General features: G+C 62.9%; 17 protein-coding genes. 12 read left to right on the top strand and 5 right to left on the bottom strand.

Going from position 1 to position 15,665, the window contains the following annotated elements:
• The gene (locus FJ543_RS16305; protein WP_015314582.1) at nt 1–477 is read right to left on the bottom strand and encodes a DUF2628 domain-containing protein; all 477 of its coding nucleotides are present in this window, start codon (nt 475–477) and stop codon (nt 1–3) included.
• Between the two features lie 4 nt (nt 478–481).
• Nucleotides 482–1,081 (bottom strand): imidazoleglycerol-phosphate dehydratase HisB, encoded by a 600-nt coding sequence (gene hisB / locus FJ543_RS16300; RefSeq protein ID WP_015314581.1) that lies wholly within the window; start codon nt 1,079–1,081, stop codon nt 482–484.
• Nucleotides 1,082–1,314: 233 nt separating this feature from the next.
• Here hisB and hslV point away from each other — a divergent pair, with 233 nt between their 5' ends.
• From hslV to FJ543_RS16275, 5 genes are all read left to right on the top strand, one after another.
• On the top strand, nt 1,315–1,866 hold the full coding sequence (gene hslV, locus FJ543_RS16295; RefSeq protein ID WP_015314580.1) for an ATP-dependent protease subunit HslV: 552 nt from the start codon (nt 1,315–1,317) through the stop codon (nt 1,864–1,866).
• A 47-nt stretch (nt 1,867–1,913) separates the two neighbouring features.
• Complete coding sequence (locus tag FJ543_RS16290; protein ID WP_140875915.1) at nt 1,914–2,429, top strand: GNAT family N-acetyltransferase; 516 nt, start codon at nt 1,914–1,916, stop codon at nt 2,427–2,429.
• An 8-nt stretch (nt 2,430–2,437) separates the two neighbouring features.
• Nucleotides 2,438–3,037 carry a DUF2585 domain-containing protein gene (locus FJ543_RS16285; protein ID WP_140719332.1) on the top strand — a complete coding sequence of 200 codons (600 nt, stop codon included), beginning with the start codon at nt 2,438–2,440 and terminating at the stop codon, nt 3,035–3,037.
• 4 nt (nt 3,038–3,041) lie between these two features.
• A complete protein-coding gene (gene hslU, locus FJ543_RS16280; RefSeq protein ID WP_015314577.1) occupies nt 3,042–4,352 on the top strand; it encodes an ATP-dependent protease ATPase subunit HslU in 1,311 nt (436 codons plus the stop codon).
• A gap of 170 nt (nt 4,353–4,522) precedes the next feature.
• The gene (locus tag FJ543_RS16275) at nt 4,523–5,482 is read left to right on the top strand and encodes a DUF1402 family protein (protein ID WP_140875913.1); all 960 of its coding nucleotides are present in this window, start codon (nt 4,523–4,525) and stop codon (nt 5,480–5,482) included.
• 288 nt (nt 5,483–5,770) lie between these two features.
• On the opposite strand, the gene FJ543_RS16270 is transcribed toward FJ543_RS16275, so the two are convergent.
• From FJ543_RS16270 to FJ543_RS16260, 3 genes are read right to left on the bottom strand one after another with little or no spacing between them, the layout of a single operon-like run.
• Complete coding sequence (locus tag FJ543_RS16270) at nt 5,771–7,000, bottom strand: FAD-dependent oxidoreductase (protein ID WP_140875911.1); 1,230 nt, start codon at nt 6,998–7,000, stop codon at nt 5,771–5,773.
• Nucleotides 7,001–7,005: 5 nt separating this feature from the next.
• Nucleotides 7,006–7,320: a MocE family 2Fe-2S type ferredoxin gene (locus FJ543_RS16265; protein WP_015314574.1), complete on the bottom strand. Its 315-nt coding sequence runs from the start codon at nt 7,318–7,320 to the stop codon at nt 7,006–7,008.
• A 27-nt stretch (nt 7,321–7,347) separates the two neighbouring features.
• Entirely contained in the window at nt 7,348–8,439 is a 1,092-nt protein-coding gene (locus FJ543_RS16260; RefSeq protein ID WP_140620604.1) for a fatty acid desaturase family protein, read from the bottom strand.
• A 135-nt stretch (nt 8,440–8,574) separates the two neighbouring features.
• Between FJ543_RS16260 and FJ543_RS16255 the strand changes: the two genes are divergently transcribed.
• From FJ543_RS16255 to FJ543_RS16225, 7 genes are all read left to right on the top strand, one after another.
• On the top strand, nt 8,575–9,606 hold the full coding sequence (locus FJ543_RS16255; RefSeq protein ID WP_140719326.1) for a LacI family DNA-binding transcriptional regulator: 1,032 nt from the start codon (nt 8,575–8,577) through the stop codon (nt 9,604–9,606).
• A 41-nt stretch (nt 9,607–9,647) separates the two neighbouring features.
• Nucleotides 9,648–10,475 carry a hypothetical protein gene (locus tag FJ543_RS16250; RefSeq protein ID WP_245262939.1) on the top strand — a complete coding sequence of 276 codons (828 nt, stop codon included), beginning with the start codon at nt 9,648–9,650 and terminating at the stop codon, nt 10,473–10,475.
• A gap of 334 nt (nt 10,476–10,809) precedes the next feature.
• Complete coding sequence (locus FJ543_RS16245) at nt 10,810–11,751, top strand: sugar ABC transporter substrate-binding protein (protein ID WP_015314570.1); 942 nt, start codon at nt 10,810–10,812, stop codon at nt 11,749–11,751.
• A gap of 108 nt (nt 11,752–11,859) precedes the next feature.
• Complete coding sequence (locus tag FJ543_RS16240) at nt 11,860–12,936, top strand: ABC transporter permease (RefSeq protein ID WP_140615379.1); 1,077 nt, start codon at nt 11,860–11,862, stop codon at nt 12,934–12,936.
• A gap of 2 nt (nt 12,937–12,938) precedes the next feature.
• A complete protein-coding gene (locus FJ543_RS16235; protein WP_015314568.1) occupies nt 12,939–13,721 on the top strand; it encodes an ATP-binding cassette domain-containing protein in 783 nt (260 codons plus the stop codon).
• Between the two features lie 115 nt (nt 13,722–13,836).
• Complete coding sequence (gene iolG / locus FJ543_RS16230; RefSeq protein WP_015314567.1) at nt 13,837–14,832, top strand: inositol 2-dehydrogenase; 996 nt, start codon at nt 13,837–13,839, stop codon at nt 14,830–14,832.
• 35 nt (nt 14,833–14,867) lie between these two features.
• Nucleotides 14,868–15,662: an SDR family oxidoreductase gene (locus FJ543_RS16225; RefSeq protein WP_140875909.1), complete on the top strand. Its 795-nt coding sequence runs from the start codon at nt 14,868–14,870 to the stop codon at nt 15,660–15,662.
• Nucleotides 15,663–15,665: the final 3 nt, after the last annotated feature.

The following is a 15,665-nucleotide window of genomic DNA, read 5'->3' as shown; positions in this document are numbered from 1 at the left end:
TCAGCGCCGTCCCGGAATGTGGGTCAGCCCCAGCGCCATGCCTGGCTGTGCCGGGCGCGCCAAAGCGGCATCTGGGACGATGCGCGGCGCGGGTGCCGCTTCATCCGAAAGCCCTTCGACCTCAAGGGCATAGCGCATGTCGGCGTCGGCGAGCCAGCCGGCCTCGACGACGCCCCACTCATGCCAACCGCGGCGGCGCAGTGCCGCGATGCGCAAGCCCTGTCCTTCCAGTCCGACATAGAGCGAGACGAGCAGCGACAAAAGCGAGCCGGCCACACCGAGCCCAAGTCTCTCGCCAAGCATCGACAGCACGCCCATGACGACAAAGGCGAGCGCCGCTTCGACCCACATCCGGTGCCAGGCAAGCCACAGCGGCGGCACAAGCAGGCCGAGCCAGGTGAAGCCGTCGCGGACTAAGGTCGTCGTGTCGACTTTCTCGCTGCGGCCAGGTGGCTCCATCACGACATAGGCGGTCATGAGGCTATCCCTTCAAAGAACCCTTGGTGGAGGGAACCGCGTCAGGCTGGCGCGGATCGCGCTCGAGCGCGGCGCGCAGCGCGCGCGCCACCGCCTTGAAGCAGGTCTCGGCGACATGATGGTTGTTGGCGCCATAATGGTTGGTGACATGCAGCGTGATGCCGGCGTTCTGCGCCAGCGCCTGGAAGAATTCGCGCACCAGTTCGGTGTCGAAGGTGCCGATCTTCGGCGACGAGAACGACACGTTCCAGACCAGGAAGGGGCGGCCCGACACGTCGATCGCCGCGCGCGTCAGCGTCTCGTCCATGGCAAGGTCGATCGAGGCGTAGCGCATGATGCCGCGCCGCTCGCCCAGCGCCTTGGTCAAGGCCTGCCCGAGCGCGATGCCGGTGTCCTCGACCGTGTGGTGGTCGTCTATATGCAGGTCGCCCGTCGCCCTGACTGTCATGTCGATCAGGGAATGGCGGGAAAGCTGGTCCAGCATATGGTCGAAGAAGCCGACGCCGGTGGCGATATCCGATTTGCCGGAGCCGTCGACATGGATCGACACGGAGATATCGGTTTCCCCAGTCTTGCGGCTTGCATCGGCGGAACGAGGCGCCATCACTCTATCCTTGTGCCAGTGGTTCAGATCGTGACCGGTTCACGGGTCTCAAGCGCTCGCTGGCTTGAAAACGAGAGCCTTCTAGCAGCATGATCCGGCGATTGCCAGTTGCGATCCCGGCCGCTATCGAGCGGTTTGCAATCATTGGCCCCGTGCATACATATGGCCGATCAAAGTCACTCGTACCGCGCCAAATCGCCTTTTGAAGGGATGGTGCGAATCGGAGCCAAGAAATGTCCAATGAATTGACCATGCACGCCACGACCATCGTGACGGTGCGCAAGGGCAACAAGGTGGTGATCGCCGGCGACGGCCAGGTCAGCCTGGGCCAGACCATCATGAAGGGCAATGCCCGCAAAGTGCGCCGCATCGGCAAGGGCGGCAATGTGATTGCCGGTTTCGCGGGCGCTACCGCCGACGCCTTTACGCTGCTGGAACGCCTCGAAGCCAAGCTCGAACAATATCCCGACCAACTGACGCGCGCCTGCGTCGAGCTCGCCAAGGACTGGCGCACCGATCGCTATCTGCGCCGGCTGGAGGCGATGATGCTGGTCGCCGACAAATCGGTCTCGCTGGCGCTGACCGGCAATGGCGATGTGCTGGAACCCGAACATGGCGTCATGGCCATCGGTTCGGGCGGCAATTACGCGCTGGCCGCGGCGCGCGCGCTGATGGACACCGACAAGGATGCCGAGGAGATCGCCCGCAGGGCGATGCAGATCGCGTCCGACATCTGCGTCTACACCAACAACAATTTCGTCGTCGAAACGCTCGATGCGGCCTGAAGCAGACCATGACCCCGCACGGTGGGAACCGGTTTTCGGAAAAGATCATGGTCAAACGAGAAAGTAGCTACGATTTTCGGCCGGTGACCAAAAAGGATCTCCCGATGATCGCCGGCTGGCTCGCCGAGCCGCATGTCGCAGAGTGGTGGGACGACCCCGTGACGGAAATCGCGGAGATTGCCGATCACATAGACTCGATTTCCGTCGAGCCGCTGATCGTTGAGCTCGACGGAAAGCCGATCGCCTATCTGCAGAGCTATGACCCGCATATGGAAGACGGCCATCCCTATGCCGATCAGCCGTTCGGCACGCTGGGCATCGATGTCTCGATCGGCCGGCCGGAACTGATCGGCATCGGCCATGGCTCTGCCATCGTGCGTCAGTTCGTCGAAGACCTGTTCGAGGAAGGCGTGCCGCGTGTCATCATCGATCCCGACCCCGCCAATCTCAGGGCCATCCGCGCCTATGAAAAGGCGGGTTTCCGGGCCATTGATCGCAGGCAGTCGATCTATGGCGACGTCGTGCTGATGGCGATCGATGCCGAAGACGCGCAAGAGGGGTAATCCAGGGCATGGTCATATCCAGCGAGGACAAGGGCCTTTCGGCCTACGAGGACAGCTGGCGGATGGGGCTGCTGATCGTCGCCGGCCTGCTCGTCGCCCAGGCTCTCACGCTCTATCTGATGGGCCATCCGCCGATCTGCACCTGCGGCTATGTCAAGCTGTGGCATGGCGTGGTGAACAGTTCGGAGAATTCCCAGCACATTTCGGACTGGTACACCTTCTCGCACATCATCCACGGCTTCCTGTTCTATGCGCTGGCCCGGTTCCTGTTCCCGCGCTCGCCGATCGGCTTGCGGCTGGCATTCGCCGTCCTCGTCGAGGGCGGCTGGGAAATCCTCGAAAACAGCCCGTTCATCATCGAGCGCTACCGCGCCGGCACCATTTCGCTCGATTATTACGGCGACTCGATCATCAATTCGGTGTCCGACACACTGGCCATGGTGCTGGGATTTGTGATGGCGCGAAGGCTACCTATATGGGTGATCGTCAGCCTCGCCATCCTCTTCGAACTGGGTACCGGCTACCTTATCCGGGACAATCTTACACTCAACGTGATCATGCTGCTGCATCCGTTCGAGGCCATCAAGCAGTGGCAAAGTGGAATTTAGTGATATGAGCACATTTTCTCCCCGCGAAATCGTTTCGGAACTCGACCGCTTCATCATCGGCCAGAAGGACGCCAAGCGCGCCGTGGCCATTGCCTTGCGCAACCGCTGGCGCCGCCAGCAGCTCGAAGGCCAGATGCGCGAAGAGGTGATGCCGAAGAACATCCTGATGATCGGCCCGACCGGCGTCGGCAAGACCGAGATCTCGCGCCGCCTGGCCCGGCTGGCCGGCGCGCCTTTCGTCAAGGTCGAAGCGACCAAGTTCACCGAAGTCGGCTATGTCGGTCGCGACGTCGAGCAGATCATCCGCGATCTGGTCGAAATCGCCATCGGGCTGGTGCGCGAAAAGATGCGCGAGGACGTGAAGGCACGCGCCCACGTCAACGCCGAGGAACGCGTGCTGGAAGCGTTGGTCGGCAAGACGGCGAGCCCGGCGACGCGCGATAGTTTCCGCAAGAAGCTGCGCGACGGCGAACTCGACGACAAAGAAATCGAAATCGAGGTGGCCGACACCGGCAATGGTGGCATGCCCGGCTTCGAAATTCCCGGCATGCCGGGCGCCAATATCGGCGTGCTCAACATCAACGACATGCTGTCGAAGGCAATGGGCGGCAAGAAGACCAAGTTGCGCAAGACGACGGTGAAGGAGTCCTACGACCTGCTGGTCAGCGACGAGTCCGACAAGTTGCTCGACCAGGACGAGGTGGTGCGCCGGGCTCTGGACGCAGCGGAAAATGACGGCATCGTCTTCCTCGACGAGATCGACAAGATTGCCGCCAGGTCGGATATTTCGGGCGGCCCGTCGCGCGAAGGCGTGCAGCGCGACCTGCTGCCGCTGGTCGAGGGCACCACGGTGGCGACCAAATACGGGCCGTTGAAGACGGACCATATCCTGTTCATCGCCTCGGGCGCGTTTCACGTCTCGAAGCCGTCGGACCTGTTGCCGGAATTGCAGGGTCGCCTGCCGATCCGCGTCGAACTGCGTGCGCTGGAGAAGGACGATTTCGTCCGCATCCTGACCGAGACCGAGGCCAGCCTGATCAAGCAGTATATCGCGCTGATGAAAACCGAGGGCGTCGAGCTGACCTTCACCGACGACGCCATCGATTCGCTGGCCGGCGTCGCCGTCGACCTCAATGCCAGCATCGAGAATATCGGCGCGCGGCGGCTGCAGACGGTGATGGAGCGAGTGCTGGACGAGATCTCCTATGATGCGCCCGACCGCAACGGCACGGCCGTCACCATCGATGCTGCTTATGTGCAGAAGCATGTCGGAGACCTCTCCAGAAACACCGATCTGTCGCGGTTCATCCTCTGAACGAAGAAGCCGGAGCGGTCCGGCGCGGCATCGAGTACAAACTCCGGCAGGAGCCATGTGTGGCCAGATGGTACCATCTGGCCACCTTTCGTCTCGCCGGATGAAGAGGCGCTCTCGACTCGACCAGGTGCTTTACCTAGTTTGCGCGGCAATTCTCTAGGCGGCGGCGCATGAAAAAACTCATCCTGGTCATTCTCGGCTTGACTCTGGCGGCGACGCTGTTCGCCGCCGACGCGGCTACATTGGTGCCGCCGGGAAACCGCAATGCCGAGCAGCCCGACATTCCCGGCGCCTCCAGTCGCCGCACCCAGGCGACCAACACCAGCTTCCAGGCGAAGTATCGCAAGGTCTATGCCTTGCTGCAGAACGACGCCGACCTGCGCGGCAAGATCAAGAAGGCGGCAAGCGCCTATGGCATCGACCCGATGCACATCGTCGGCGCCATCGTCGGCGAGCACACCTACAATGTCGACGCCTATGACCGGCTGCAGACCTATTATGTCAAGGCGATCTCCTACCTCTCGAGCAAGCTCTCCTTCGCCTATGATGGTGAGGACATCACCGATTTCGTGCAGCGGCCGGAATTCAGGAAATGCGACGCGATTTCGGACAGCTACGATCTGTGGGAATGCCGTGAACAGGTTTGGAACCGCTCGTTTCGCGGCAAGACCGTCGGCGGCGAGGATTTCCCCGACAACCGCTTCGGCGCCACCTTCTTCCAGCCCTATTATGCCGGCCAGACCTTCGGCCTCGGCCAGCTCAACCCGCTCACCGCCCTACAGATGAGCGATCTCGTGCACAAAGTCTCCGGCCTGCCGAAGCTCGACGTCTCCGATCCCAATTCGGTCTACAAGACCATCATGGATCCGGACCTGACGCTTCCCTACGTCGCCGCGACGATCAGGAAGTCGATCGACGCCTATAAGAGCATCGCCGGCTTCGACATTTCGGGCAATCCGGGCCTGACCGCCACGCTCTACAATGTCGGCAATCCGGAACAGCGCGCCTATGCGCTGAAGGCGGAAAACGAAAAACGCCGCGCCACCGGCGAGCCGGAGAAGCTGCCGGAAGAGAATTATTACGGCTGGCTGGTCAACGACAAATTGCCGGAGCTGAAGGCGCTTTTCTAGGGCGGACCCGGCGCGCTGACGTTGATTTGCCAAAGCCGCGCCGCCCCTCATTGTCCTGCCGGACGTTCGTCGTTCGAAAAGCCAAGCAATTGGCTTTTCGTCCGCTGCGCGGACCACTTCTCAACTCCCCGTATAGTGACGGAGAAAAAGACGCTGTTATCAATGATTTCGCCAATCGGTGCATGAATTGCGGCGAGGTTGCCATAGCCCCCTTCTCCCCGTTCCACGGGGAGAAGATGCCGGCAGGCAGATGAGGGGCGGCGCCGACATCCACAAGGTGCACGACCCCTATGCCGCCAGCAACGCCTTCAGCTTGACTTCAGGCGATCCCAGCGCGTCCGCCGACGGTTTTGCCCGCTTCGCGATCAGCATTTCGGCCAGCCTGATGTCGCGCGCCACCGCATTGCCCGGGCCGATGCCGCTGGCCGCCACCAGCCTGCCGTCCTCGGCGAGATGAAAGAGGATGAAGGCGCCGTCACCGAGATCGCGGCGCACGGTGCTACGGCCTTCGTCGGACAATCCCGCGATCTGCAGGGACAGGCCATACTGATCCGACCAGAACCACGGCACAGCGGCATGCGGCTCGCCGGCGCCCAGCATGTTCCTGGCCGCCAGTGCGCCCTGTTCCTGCGCGTTGCGCCAGGCTTCCAGCCGCACGCGGCGGCCGCCATAGATGGCAAGCGGGAACGAGCAGCAGTCGCCGGCGGCGAAGATGTCGGGATCGCTGCTGCGCAGTTCTGCGTCGACCGCGATGCCGTTTTCGATGGCCAGGCCGGCCTCCGCCGCCAGCCCGGTCACCGGCACGGCGCCGATGCCGATCACGGCGAGGTCGGCAACGATCTCCCGGCCGCCGGCAAGCGTCACCCGCACCTCCTTGCCGTCGTCGGCGACGGCGGAGATGCCTTCCCTGCAGATCACGTCGACACCCTCGGCGATATGCGCGTCATGGATGATTTCGGCGATCTCGGCCGGAACGCCGCGCATCAGGATGCGCGACTGCGCCTCGATGACGGTGACATCTGCGCCGAGCTTGCGTGCCGCCGCGGCAAGCTCGAGGCCGATGAAGCCGCCGCCGATGACGGCGATGCGATTGCCGGCGCTGAGATGAGCGCGGATGGCCAGCGCATCGGCGAAGGTCCTGAGATAGACACAGCGTCCGCCAAGGCCAGGCATCGGCAGCTTGCGTGGGGTCGAGCCAGTGGCCAGCAGCAGCTTGTCGTAGGGCAGCACCGAGCCGTCGGACAGGCGCACCGTGTGCGCCGCGCGATCGATCGCGATCGCCTGAACGGAATGGATATGCCGGATCGCTTTTCCCGCCAGGATTTCGTCGCTGGCGATCGCCTTGATTGCAGGCGCGTCGCTGGCCATCGCCTCCTTGGACAGAGGTGGCCTCTCATAGGGCAGATGCGGCTCGTCGCCGACCAGCGTCACCGGCCCGTCATAGCCGAGATCGCGCAGCGTCAGTGCTGCCCGTCCGCCGCATTCGCCGGCCCCGATGATCACCATTCCCGGCGTCATGCCCTTTACCCGATCTGAACCAGCACTTTGCCGGCGTCGACCTTGACCGGATAGGTCCTTAGGTTGACGCAGACCGGCGCGCCCCTGGCCGCGCCCGTCTTGTAGTTGAAGCGGCCATTGTGCTTGGGGCATTCGATGATGTCGTCCATCACCAGCCCGTCGGCGAGATGCACCTTCTCATGCGTGCAAAGTCCGTCGGTGGCGAAATAATCGTCGTCAGGGCTGCGATAGATGGCGAAGGTACGCCCGCCATGATCGAAGCGCATCACATCTTCTTCGTCGATGTCACCGGCGGCACAGGCCTCGACCCAATCGCTCATTCAGTCCTCCCCTGGAGTTGTCGGATGTCATTCCGCCGCCGCGGCGACGATGTCGTTGTGGAATTCCTCGCGGTACGGCCTGGCGGTCGGCGGCAGCTCGCGCTTGAGGAAATAATCCTCGTTGCGCAGCTGGCGGCGGAAGGCCGGGATCATCTCGCGGTAACCGGCCAGGATCGAGGGCGTCGGCGCCGGCAAATCGTGCTTGATCAGCGCGTGCAGCCTGGGCAGCGCATGGTAGGGCACCATCGGGAACATGTGATGCTCGACATGGTAATTCATGTTCCAGTAGATGAAGCGGCTGATCGGGTTCATGTAGACGGTACGGCTGTTCAGCCGATGATCGGTGACGTTGTCGGCAAGGCCGCCATGCTGCAGCAGGCCGACCATCACATGATGCCAGGCGCCGTAGAGCCGGGGCAGGCCGACCAGCATCAAAGGCAGGAACGACCCGGTATAGAGTGCCAGCGCGATAGTCGCTGCATAGATCGCCGTCCAGATGCGGGCAATATGGATCGCCTTGGGCTGCTCCTGTTCGGGAATGAAGGTTTTTTCCGCAGCGCTGATATTGCCTGCGGCGTTGCGCAGCATGTCCGACATCGCGTGCCAGGCGTCGAGCACGCCGACAAAACCGAGGACGAGGCGCGCCAGGTCCGGCGGCCGCATCACCGAGATCTCGGGATCGCGGCCGACGATGATGGTGTCGGTGTGATGGCGCGTGTGGCTCCAGCGCCAGGTCACCGGGTTGCGCATGATCATGAAGCAGGCGATCTGATAGACCGCGTCATTCATCCACTGCGTGCGAAACGCGGTTCCATGGCCGCATTCGTGCCAGCGTGAATCGGTCGACGAGCCGTAGAGCACGCCATAGACGAAGAAGAACGGCACGCACCACCAGCTGCCCCAGAACCAGGCACCGCCGGCGCCGCTGACGATGAGGGCGGTCAGCCAGATCGCGGTGTCGCGGATCGCCGGGCCATCGGAGCGCTGCATCAACTCCTTCATCTGCTTGCGGGGAATGTCGGTGTGATACCACTCGGCGGCCGACAGGCCGTTCTCGACGGCAAGCCGGGCGTCGCGGCCGATCAGGCTGTAGTCACGCCGGGACGGCGCTGCGGTCATGATTGCCTCCCAAGGCAACGGGCTCGATACCCAGAAATAACGCCGCGCCATGATAGACTCAACATCACAAAGATAGTTTCTATCATTTCCTATCAAAGTAAGGTATCGATATCAGGCAATCGAGCGGGGACGATCATGGCGAAACGGCCGACCATCACTGATCTGGCGCGCGTCTCCGGCGTCAGTGTCGCCACGGTGGACCGCGTGCTCAACAATCGCTTGCCGGTGCGCGAGGAAACGGCGCGCCGCGTCTACGAGACCGCGACCGAGATCGGCTATCATGCCGCCGGCCTGATCAAGCAGAGGATGCGCCACGAGCTGCCGGAATACCGGCTGGGCTTCCTGCTTTTGAGAGGCAACGACGTCTTCTACACGGAGTTCGCGCGGCAGCTCGAACTCGCGGTGTCGCAATCGCAGCGCTTCCGCGGCGTCGCCGTCATCGACTTCGCCAGTTCGCTGACGCCGGATGAAATCGTCGAGCGCACGCGCAAGCTGGCGGCCAAATGCAGGGCGGTCGCCCTGGTCGGGCCCGATCATCCGGCGCTGACGGTCACCGTCGAGGAGATGAAGGCCAAGGGGTTGCCGGTCTTTTCCCTGCTGTCCGATTTCGCGGCCGGCATTCGCGAGGGCTATGTCGGCCTTGACAACCGCAAGGTCGGCCGCACCGCGGCCTGGATGATCTCCAAGGCGGCGAAGCGGCCGGGCAAGGTCGCGCTCTTCGTCGGCAGCCACCGCTTCCACGGCCATGAACTGCGCGAGATCGGCTTCCGCTCCTTCTTCCGCGAGCAGGCGCCGGACTTCACCTTGCTGGAAACGCTGGTCAATCTCGAGGCCAACCAGATCACGCAGGACACGCTGCTCGACCTGCTCGGCCGCCACCCGGACCTCGTCGGCTGCTACGTCGCGGGCGGTGGCATGGAAGGCGCGGTCGCGGCGCTGCGGCAGGCCAGGCCCGCCGAGATGCCGGCGGTCGTCTGCAACGAGATATCGGCGGTCTCGCGGTCCGCCCTGGCGGACGGGGTGCTGACCATGGTGATCTCCACGCCGCTGGCTGCCTTGTGCCGCGAACTGCTCGGCCTCATGGCGCATGCCATCGAGACGGGCGCGGCCAACGCACCCGGCCAGACCTTCCTGCCGTTCGACATCTACCTGCCCGAGAACATCTAGCGAGCTTTGGCCTAAAGCATAGCGCCCGACCTGCATCCAAATTGACGCATTACCGATCGCTAATATATACATACCCAATGGACGGGGATGGGTTTGGGTACATCGCTTTTGGGAGCGACGAGCTCTATGCGCGTGGCGCGCTCTTCAGCGCGCTTCGCTTGCTTCACTATTGCCCGGGTGCCAGGATCACGGTGCTGACCGACCGACCCTCCATTTTCGACGGCTATCCCATCGAAGCGATCGAGCTCACGGCCCAGAGACAGACCGAGATGTCCTTCGGCAATCGATACAGATTTGGCATCAAGGCCGCCGGCATCATCGATCTGCTTCAACGTTGCGAGCGCCTGTTCTTCATGGATGCGGACATGTATCCGACCGGCGACATATCGCGCTGTTTCAACCGAATTTCAGCCTTGTCCTCGATAATGTGGCGGTGCGAAGGGCGCCCAAAGGCTCCCTATCGCTCGCTCGAAGGCGAGGGGCTCTCCATTGGAGGCCGCATCCTGATCGGAGATGAAACGATGTGGGCGAGCGGCGTCCTTGGCGTTCATCATCACAACATTCCGGCGCTGGAGCGAGCATACGCGGCCAGCGAGAAAGTCAGTGAAATCGTGCATTTGCACACCCCGGAACAATTCTGTACCGGCGTCGCGCTATCCCAGGATGGGCGAACGATCAGCCGCCACTGGCTGCCGATCCGCAACTACAGTACCAGGGGAAAGAAGCTCCATGCCCGAAGGCGAATTGGAGCTTTCTTCGATCTCAACGGCAAGCTCAGTGTCGAACGGCAGGTGAAGCAGGCGGCGTCGTGCAGGGTCTGGAGAGCGCCGCTCGACCTCTTGTTGCAGAGAGACATCTGGCATTTCTGAACGCCATGCCATCGCCCGCCGACGGCATCCAAGGAATGGACCCGGCGCGCAGACGCCGTCGGCTCCGCACCGCATTCCCGTGTCCGCCAAAATCGCACATCCGGTTCTGGAATCTCCCTTGACGCCTCCCGAGCAAATGGAATAAATATTTCACCAGTCACGTATTTTGGTTCTTTCGTTCCGGAACATCTGTTTCATCAAGAGGCCTTGGCGTTCCAGCAAACGGCAGGCGCAACCCGGGGAGAGAGACGGTAATCGGGAGAGATTCCCCAGGCAGAACGGGGATTCCGGAGAGATCGGTGCAACCGGACACCAAAAGTGGAGGAGAAATACAATGAAGAAACTGCTTTTGGGCGTCGCCTTCGCGGCGCTGATGAGTTCATCGGCCATGGCCGCCAAGATCGGCGTGTCGATGGCCAAGTTCGACGACAATTTCCTCACCGTGCTGCGCAACGGCATGATCGAGCAGGCCAAGGGCATGAGCGGCGTCGAGTTGCAGGTCGAGGACGCGCAGAACGACGTCGCCAAGCAACTCGACCAGATCAAGAACTTCGCCGCTTCGGGCGTCGACGCCATCATCGTCAACCCGGTCGACACCTCGGCCACGCAGGCGATGTCGGATGCGGCGGCCGCGGCCAAGATCCCGCTGGTCTATGTCAACCGCCAGCCGGTCAATGTCGACACGCTGCCAGACAACCAGGCCTTCGTCGCCTCGAACGAGGCCGATTCCGGCACGCTCGAAACCAAGGAAGTCTGCCGCCTGTTCAAGGAAGCCGGCAAGAAGGAAGCCAATGTCTATGTGATCATGGGCGAGCTTTCCAACCAGGCCGCCGTGCAGCGCACCAAGGACATCGACGATGTCATCGCCACACCGGACTGCAGCTTCATCAAGATCATCGACAAGCAGACCTCGAACTGGGATCGCGACCAGGCGCAGAACCTGATGACCAACTGGCTGTCGACCGGCAAGAAGTTCGACGGCGTCATCGCCAACAATGACGAAAGCGCCATCGGCGCCATCCAGGCGATGAAGGCCGCCAACATCGACATGAAGTCGGTTGTCGTCGGCGGCGTCGACGCCACCCAGGACGCGCTTGCCGCCATGCAGGCGGGCGACCTTGATGCCACCGTCTTCCAGGACGCCGCCGGCCAGGGCGCGGGGGCGCTGGATGCCGCGCTGAAGCTCGCCAAGGGCGAGAAGGTCGAGCACAAGGTCTATGTCCCGTTCCAGCTGGTCACGCCGGCCAACATCGACAAGTTCCTGAAGAAGAACTGAGCCGCGGACATACGGAGCGGCGCTCTCGCGCAGCGACAGCGCCGCTCCGCTTCCCTCGGCGCCCGAAGGTGCTCGGGGAACGACCGCGGCTGACGGAGGATAGAAGAATTGGCACAGACATCTCACGGCGTCGGCGGGGTCAGCTATGACGCCAGGAAGCGCACATGGCCGGCCGAATTCAACGTCTTCCTGGCGCTCGTCATCCTCGTCGTCATCTTCGAACTGATCGGCCGGGTCTTTCTCGGCGACAGCTTCCTGTTCAACACCCGCAGCGACGTCTCCGGCCTCTTCAACGAGGCGCGCCTGCAGATCATCATTCTGCAGGTGTCGATCGTCGGCATCATCGCCATTGGCGTCACGCAGGTGATCATTACGGGGGGCATCGACCTGTCCTCCGGCTCGATCGTCGGCGCGACGGCCATGATCGCCATGAGCTTTGCCCAGGTCGCGACCGTCAACGGCAATCCCAACCCCAAGGCGATGTTTCTGGCCCAGGGCTGGACCGACCTGCCCGTGATCGTCCCGGTGCTGGTGGCGATCGGCTGCGGCCTGCTCGCCGGCCTCGTCAACGGCTCGCTGATCGCCTACACGCGCATCCCGCCCTTCATCGCCACGCTCGGCATGATGGTGACCGCGCGGGGCATCGCCAAATGGTGGTCCAAGGGCCAGCCGATCTCGTTCCCGACGGACAGTTTCGCCGCCATCGGCAAGGGCCTGATGCCCGTCATCATCTTCCTGTCGCTGGCCGTGCTGTTCCAGCTGATCATGACCTACACCAGATATGGCAAGCACTGCTACGCGATCGGCTCCAACGAGGACGCAGCGCGCATGTCTGGCATCAAGATCGCCAACCACAAGATCCTCGTCTATGTCATCGCCGGCATTCTCGCCGCGCTCGCCGCCGTCGTGCTCTCCTCCAAGAATCTCACCGCCCAGGCCGGCATGGGCGTCATGTACGAACTCGATGCCATCGCCATGGCGGTCATCGGCGGCGTCTCGCTGTCGGGCGGCCGCGGCTCCATCATCGGCACGGTGATCGGCGCGCTGATTTTCGGCGTCATCATCTCCGGCTTCACCTTCCTGCGCCTCGACGCTTACTATCAGGAGATGGTCAAGGGCGTGATCATCGTCGGCGCGGTCGTTCTCGACCAGTGGCGCCAACGCATGCGGGCATTGAGGGCTTGACCATGCCAGATATCTCCACGACAGACATCGTCCTGAAGACCGAGAACCTCACCAAGCGCTATGGCGGCGTGCATGCGCTTGAAGGCGCCAATTTCGAGCTGCGCAAGGGCGAGCATGTCGCCATCATGGGTGACAACGGCGCCGGCAAGTCGACCTTCGTGCGCCAGATCACCGCCGTCGAGCAGCGGACCAGCGGCCAGGTCTGGTTCGATGGCAAGGAAGTGAATTTCGCCGGACCGATCGAGGCCCGCGAGGCGGGCATCGAGACGGTGTTCCAGAACCTGGCGCTGGCCGACGACCTCGACGTGCCGTCGAACCTGTTCCTCGGCCGTGAAAAAGTGCTGTTCAATCTCGGGCCATTCTCGATCCTCGACCGCAAATACATGCGCAAGGCAACCGAGGCGGCGCTGGTCCGCACCGCGGTCAAGATCCCCAACCTCTCCAACACCATCCGCCATATGTCGGGCGGCCAGCGGCAGTGCGTGGCGATCGCCAGGACGGCGACCTTTGCCTCCAAGCTGATCATCATGGACGAGCCCACGGCGGCTCTCGGCGTGCAGGAGACGGCGCAGGTCGAAAACATCATCCGCACGCTGAAGGACAATGGCGAGCCGCTGATCCTGATCAGCCACAACATGCGCCAGGTGTTCGACCTTTGCGACCGCATCGTGGTGTTCCGGCGCGGCCGCATCGTCGCCAATCTGCGCAAGGAAAATACCGACGGGCAGGACATCGTATCCTATATCACCGGCGCCAAGACCGGCGAGGCGGAACTCGCGGCCTAAGGGCCGGGCTCGGAGGCGATGGTCATCGCCTTCCCGTCGATTTGTCTTGACCGTAAAATCATTCAGCGCCCATGACCGGCGCCCCGCTTCGAACCATCCCCAGAGGAAAATATCCATGACTGTTCGCTTCGCCCTCCTTGGTGCCGGCCGCATCGGCAAGGTCCACGCCCGCGCCGTGGGTTCCAACCCCCAGGCAAAACTGGTCGCCGTGGCCGATGCCTTCGAGAAGGCGGCGAGCGAATTGGCTGTTGCCTATGGCGCCGAGGTGCGCAGCATCGACGAAATCGAGAAGTCCAAGGACATCGACGCGGTCGTCATCTGCACGCCGACCGACACCCATGCCGATCTGATCGAGCGCTTCGCCAAGGCCGGCAAGGCGATCTTCTGCGAGAAGCCGATCGACCTCGACGTCAAGCGGGTCGAGCAGTGCCTGGCCGTTGTCGACAAGGCCAAGGCGACCCTGATGGTCGGCTTCAACAGGCGTTTCGACCCGCATTTCGCCGCCGTGCGCAAGGCGATCGACGACGGAGCCATCGGCACCGTCGAGATGGTCACCATCACCTCGCGCGATCCCGGCGCGCCACCCATCGACTACATCAAGCGCTCGGGCGGCATTTTCCGCGACATGACCATCCATGATTTCGACATGGCGCGCTTCCTGCTCGGCGAGGAGCCTGTCGCGGTCAGCGCGCATGCCTCGGTGCTGGTCGACAAGAAAATCGGCGAAGCCGGCGATTTCGACTCGGTCAGCGTCATCCTCGAAACGGCTTCGGGCAAGCAGGCAGTCATCTCCAATTCGCGCCGCGCCACCTATGGCTACGACCAGCGCATCGAGGTGCACGGCTCGAAGGGCATGGTGGCGGCCGAGAACCAGCGGCCGGTGTCGATCGAGCTCGCCAACGAGAAGGGCTACACGCGCCCGCCGCTGCACGACTTCTTCATGACCCGCTACCTCGACGCCTATGCCCTCGAGATCGCCGCCTTCATCGCTGCGGCGACATCTGGCAAGAAGGCGGCGCCGAGCGGCGCTGATGGCCTCGTGGCGCTGAAGCTGGCAGATGCCGCGCTGAAGTCGGCGACCACGGGCAAGACCATTCGTCTCGACAAGTAAGAACCGGACCCCCCCAAAGGCACAGGAGCAGAGCGATGAGCGCATCCGCCGATCGCAATTCGAATACACGCGCCATCGTCACCGGCGGTGCGCAAGGCATAGGATTCGCGGTCGCCGAAGCGCTGGCCGACGAAGGCTGCCGGGCGCTGGCGCTCATCGGCCGCTCACAGGAGAAGGGCGACAAGGCTGTTGCTCATTTCAGGAAATCAGGCGTCGACGCGATCTTCATCAGCGCCGACGTCTCGAAGGTGGCCGACTGCAAGCGCGCGGTCGCCACCGCGCTCTCGCATTTCGGTACGATCAACGCGCTGGTCAACGCCGCCGCCACCTCGGCGCGCGGCTCGCTGGTCGAGACCTCAGAAGAGCTGTTCGACCAGATCTTCGACACCAATGTGCGCGGCCCGTTTTTTCTGATGCAGGGCGTGGTGGCGCATCTCTTGGAGAAAAAGGCGCCCGGATCGATCGTCAACGTGCTGTCGATGTCGGCGCATACCGGGCAGTCTTTCCTGACGCCCTATTCGACCAGCAAGGGCGCGCTGATGACGCTGACCAAGAACGTCGCCAACGCCTATCGCTTCAACCGCATCCGCTGCAACGCCGTGCTGCCCGGCTGGATGGACACTGAGGGCGAGGACGTCGTGCAGAAGAAATGGCACGATGCGCCCGACGACTGGCTGGCGAAGGCCGAAGCCGCGCAGCCGATGGGCCAATTGGTCAAGCCGGACCAGCTCGCGCGGCTGATCAGCTACATGGTCAGCCCGCAATCGGGCGTCATGACCGGATCGCTGGTCGACTACGATCAGAGTGTCGCCGGGTCGTCGCCGGAGTAGGTT

The organism is Mesorhizobium sp. B2-5-7 (genome assembly GCF_006440875.1).
In the GTDB taxonomy this organism is placed as follows: Bacteria; Pseudomonadota; Alphaproteobacteria; order Rhizobiales; family Rhizobiaceae; genus Mesorhizobium; species Mesorhizobium australicum.
This window is presented reverse-complemented; position numbering and strand designations above follow the sequence as displayed.

What these genes read in the sequence shown, in the direction of transcription:
- FJ543_RS16305 (WP_015314582.1), bottom strand. Translation starts at nt 477, where the DNA reads ATGACCGCCTATGTCGTGATGGAGCCACCTGGCCGCAGCGAGAAAGTC.
- hisB (WP_015314581.1), bottom strand. Translation starts at nt 1,081, where the DNA reads ATGGCGCCTCGTTCCGCCGATGCAAGCCGCAAGACTGGGGAAACCGAT.
- hslV (WP_015314580.1), top strand. Translation starts at nt 1,315, where the DNA reads ATGTCCAATGAATTGACCATGCACGCCACGACCATCGTGACGGTGCGC.
- FJ543_RS16290 (WP_140875915.1), top strand. Translation starts at nt 1,914, where the DNA reads ATGGTCAAACGAGAAAGTAGCTACGATTTTCGGCCGGTGACCAAAAAG.
- FJ543_RS16285 (WP_140719332.1), top strand. Translation starts at nt 2,438, where the DNA reads ATGGTCATATCCAGCGAGGACAAGGGCCTTTCGGCCTACGAGGACAGC.
- hslU (WP_015314577.1), top strand. Translation starts at nt 3,042, where the DNA reads ATGAGCACATTTTCTCCCCGCGAAATCGTTTCGGAACTCGACCGCTTC.
- FJ543_RS16275 (WP_140875913.1), top strand. Translation starts at nt 4,523, where the DNA reads ATGAAAAAACTCATCCTGGTCATTCTCGGCTTGACTCTGGCGGCGACG.
- FJ543_RS16270 (WP_140875911.1), bottom strand. Translation starts at nt 7,000, where the DNA reads ATGACGCCGGGAATGGTGATCATCGGGGCCGGCGAATGCGGCGGACGG.
- FJ543_RS16265 (WP_015314574.1), bottom strand. Translation starts at nt 7,320, where the DNA reads ATGAGCGATTGGGTCGAGGCCTGTGCCGCCGGTGACATCGACGAAGAA.
- FJ543_RS16260 (WP_140620604.1), bottom strand. Translation starts at nt 8,439, where the DNA reads ATGACCGCAGCGCCGTCCCGGCGTGACTACAGCCTGATCGGCCGCGAC.
- FJ543_RS16255 (WP_140719326.1), top strand. Translation starts at nt 8,575, where the DNA reads ATGGCGAAACGGCCGACCATCACTGATCTGGCGCGCGTCTCCGGCGTC.
- FJ543_RS16245 (WP_015314570.1), top strand. Translation starts at nt 10,810, where the DNA reads ATGAAGAAACTGCTTTTGGGCGTCGCCTTCGCGGCGCTGATGAGTTCA.
- FJ543_RS16235 (WP_015314568.1), top strand. Translation starts at nt 12,939, where the DNA reads ATGCCAGATATCTCCACGACAGACATCGTCCTGAAGACCGAGAACCTC.
- iolG (WP_015314567.1), top strand. Translation starts at nt 13,837, where the DNA reads ATGACTGTTCGCTTCGCCCTCCTTGGTGCCGGCCGCATCGGCAAGGTC.
- FJ543_RS16225 (WP_140875909.1), top strand. Translation starts at nt 14,868, where the DNA reads ATGAGCGCATCCGCCGATCGCAATTCGAATACACGCGCCATCGTCACC.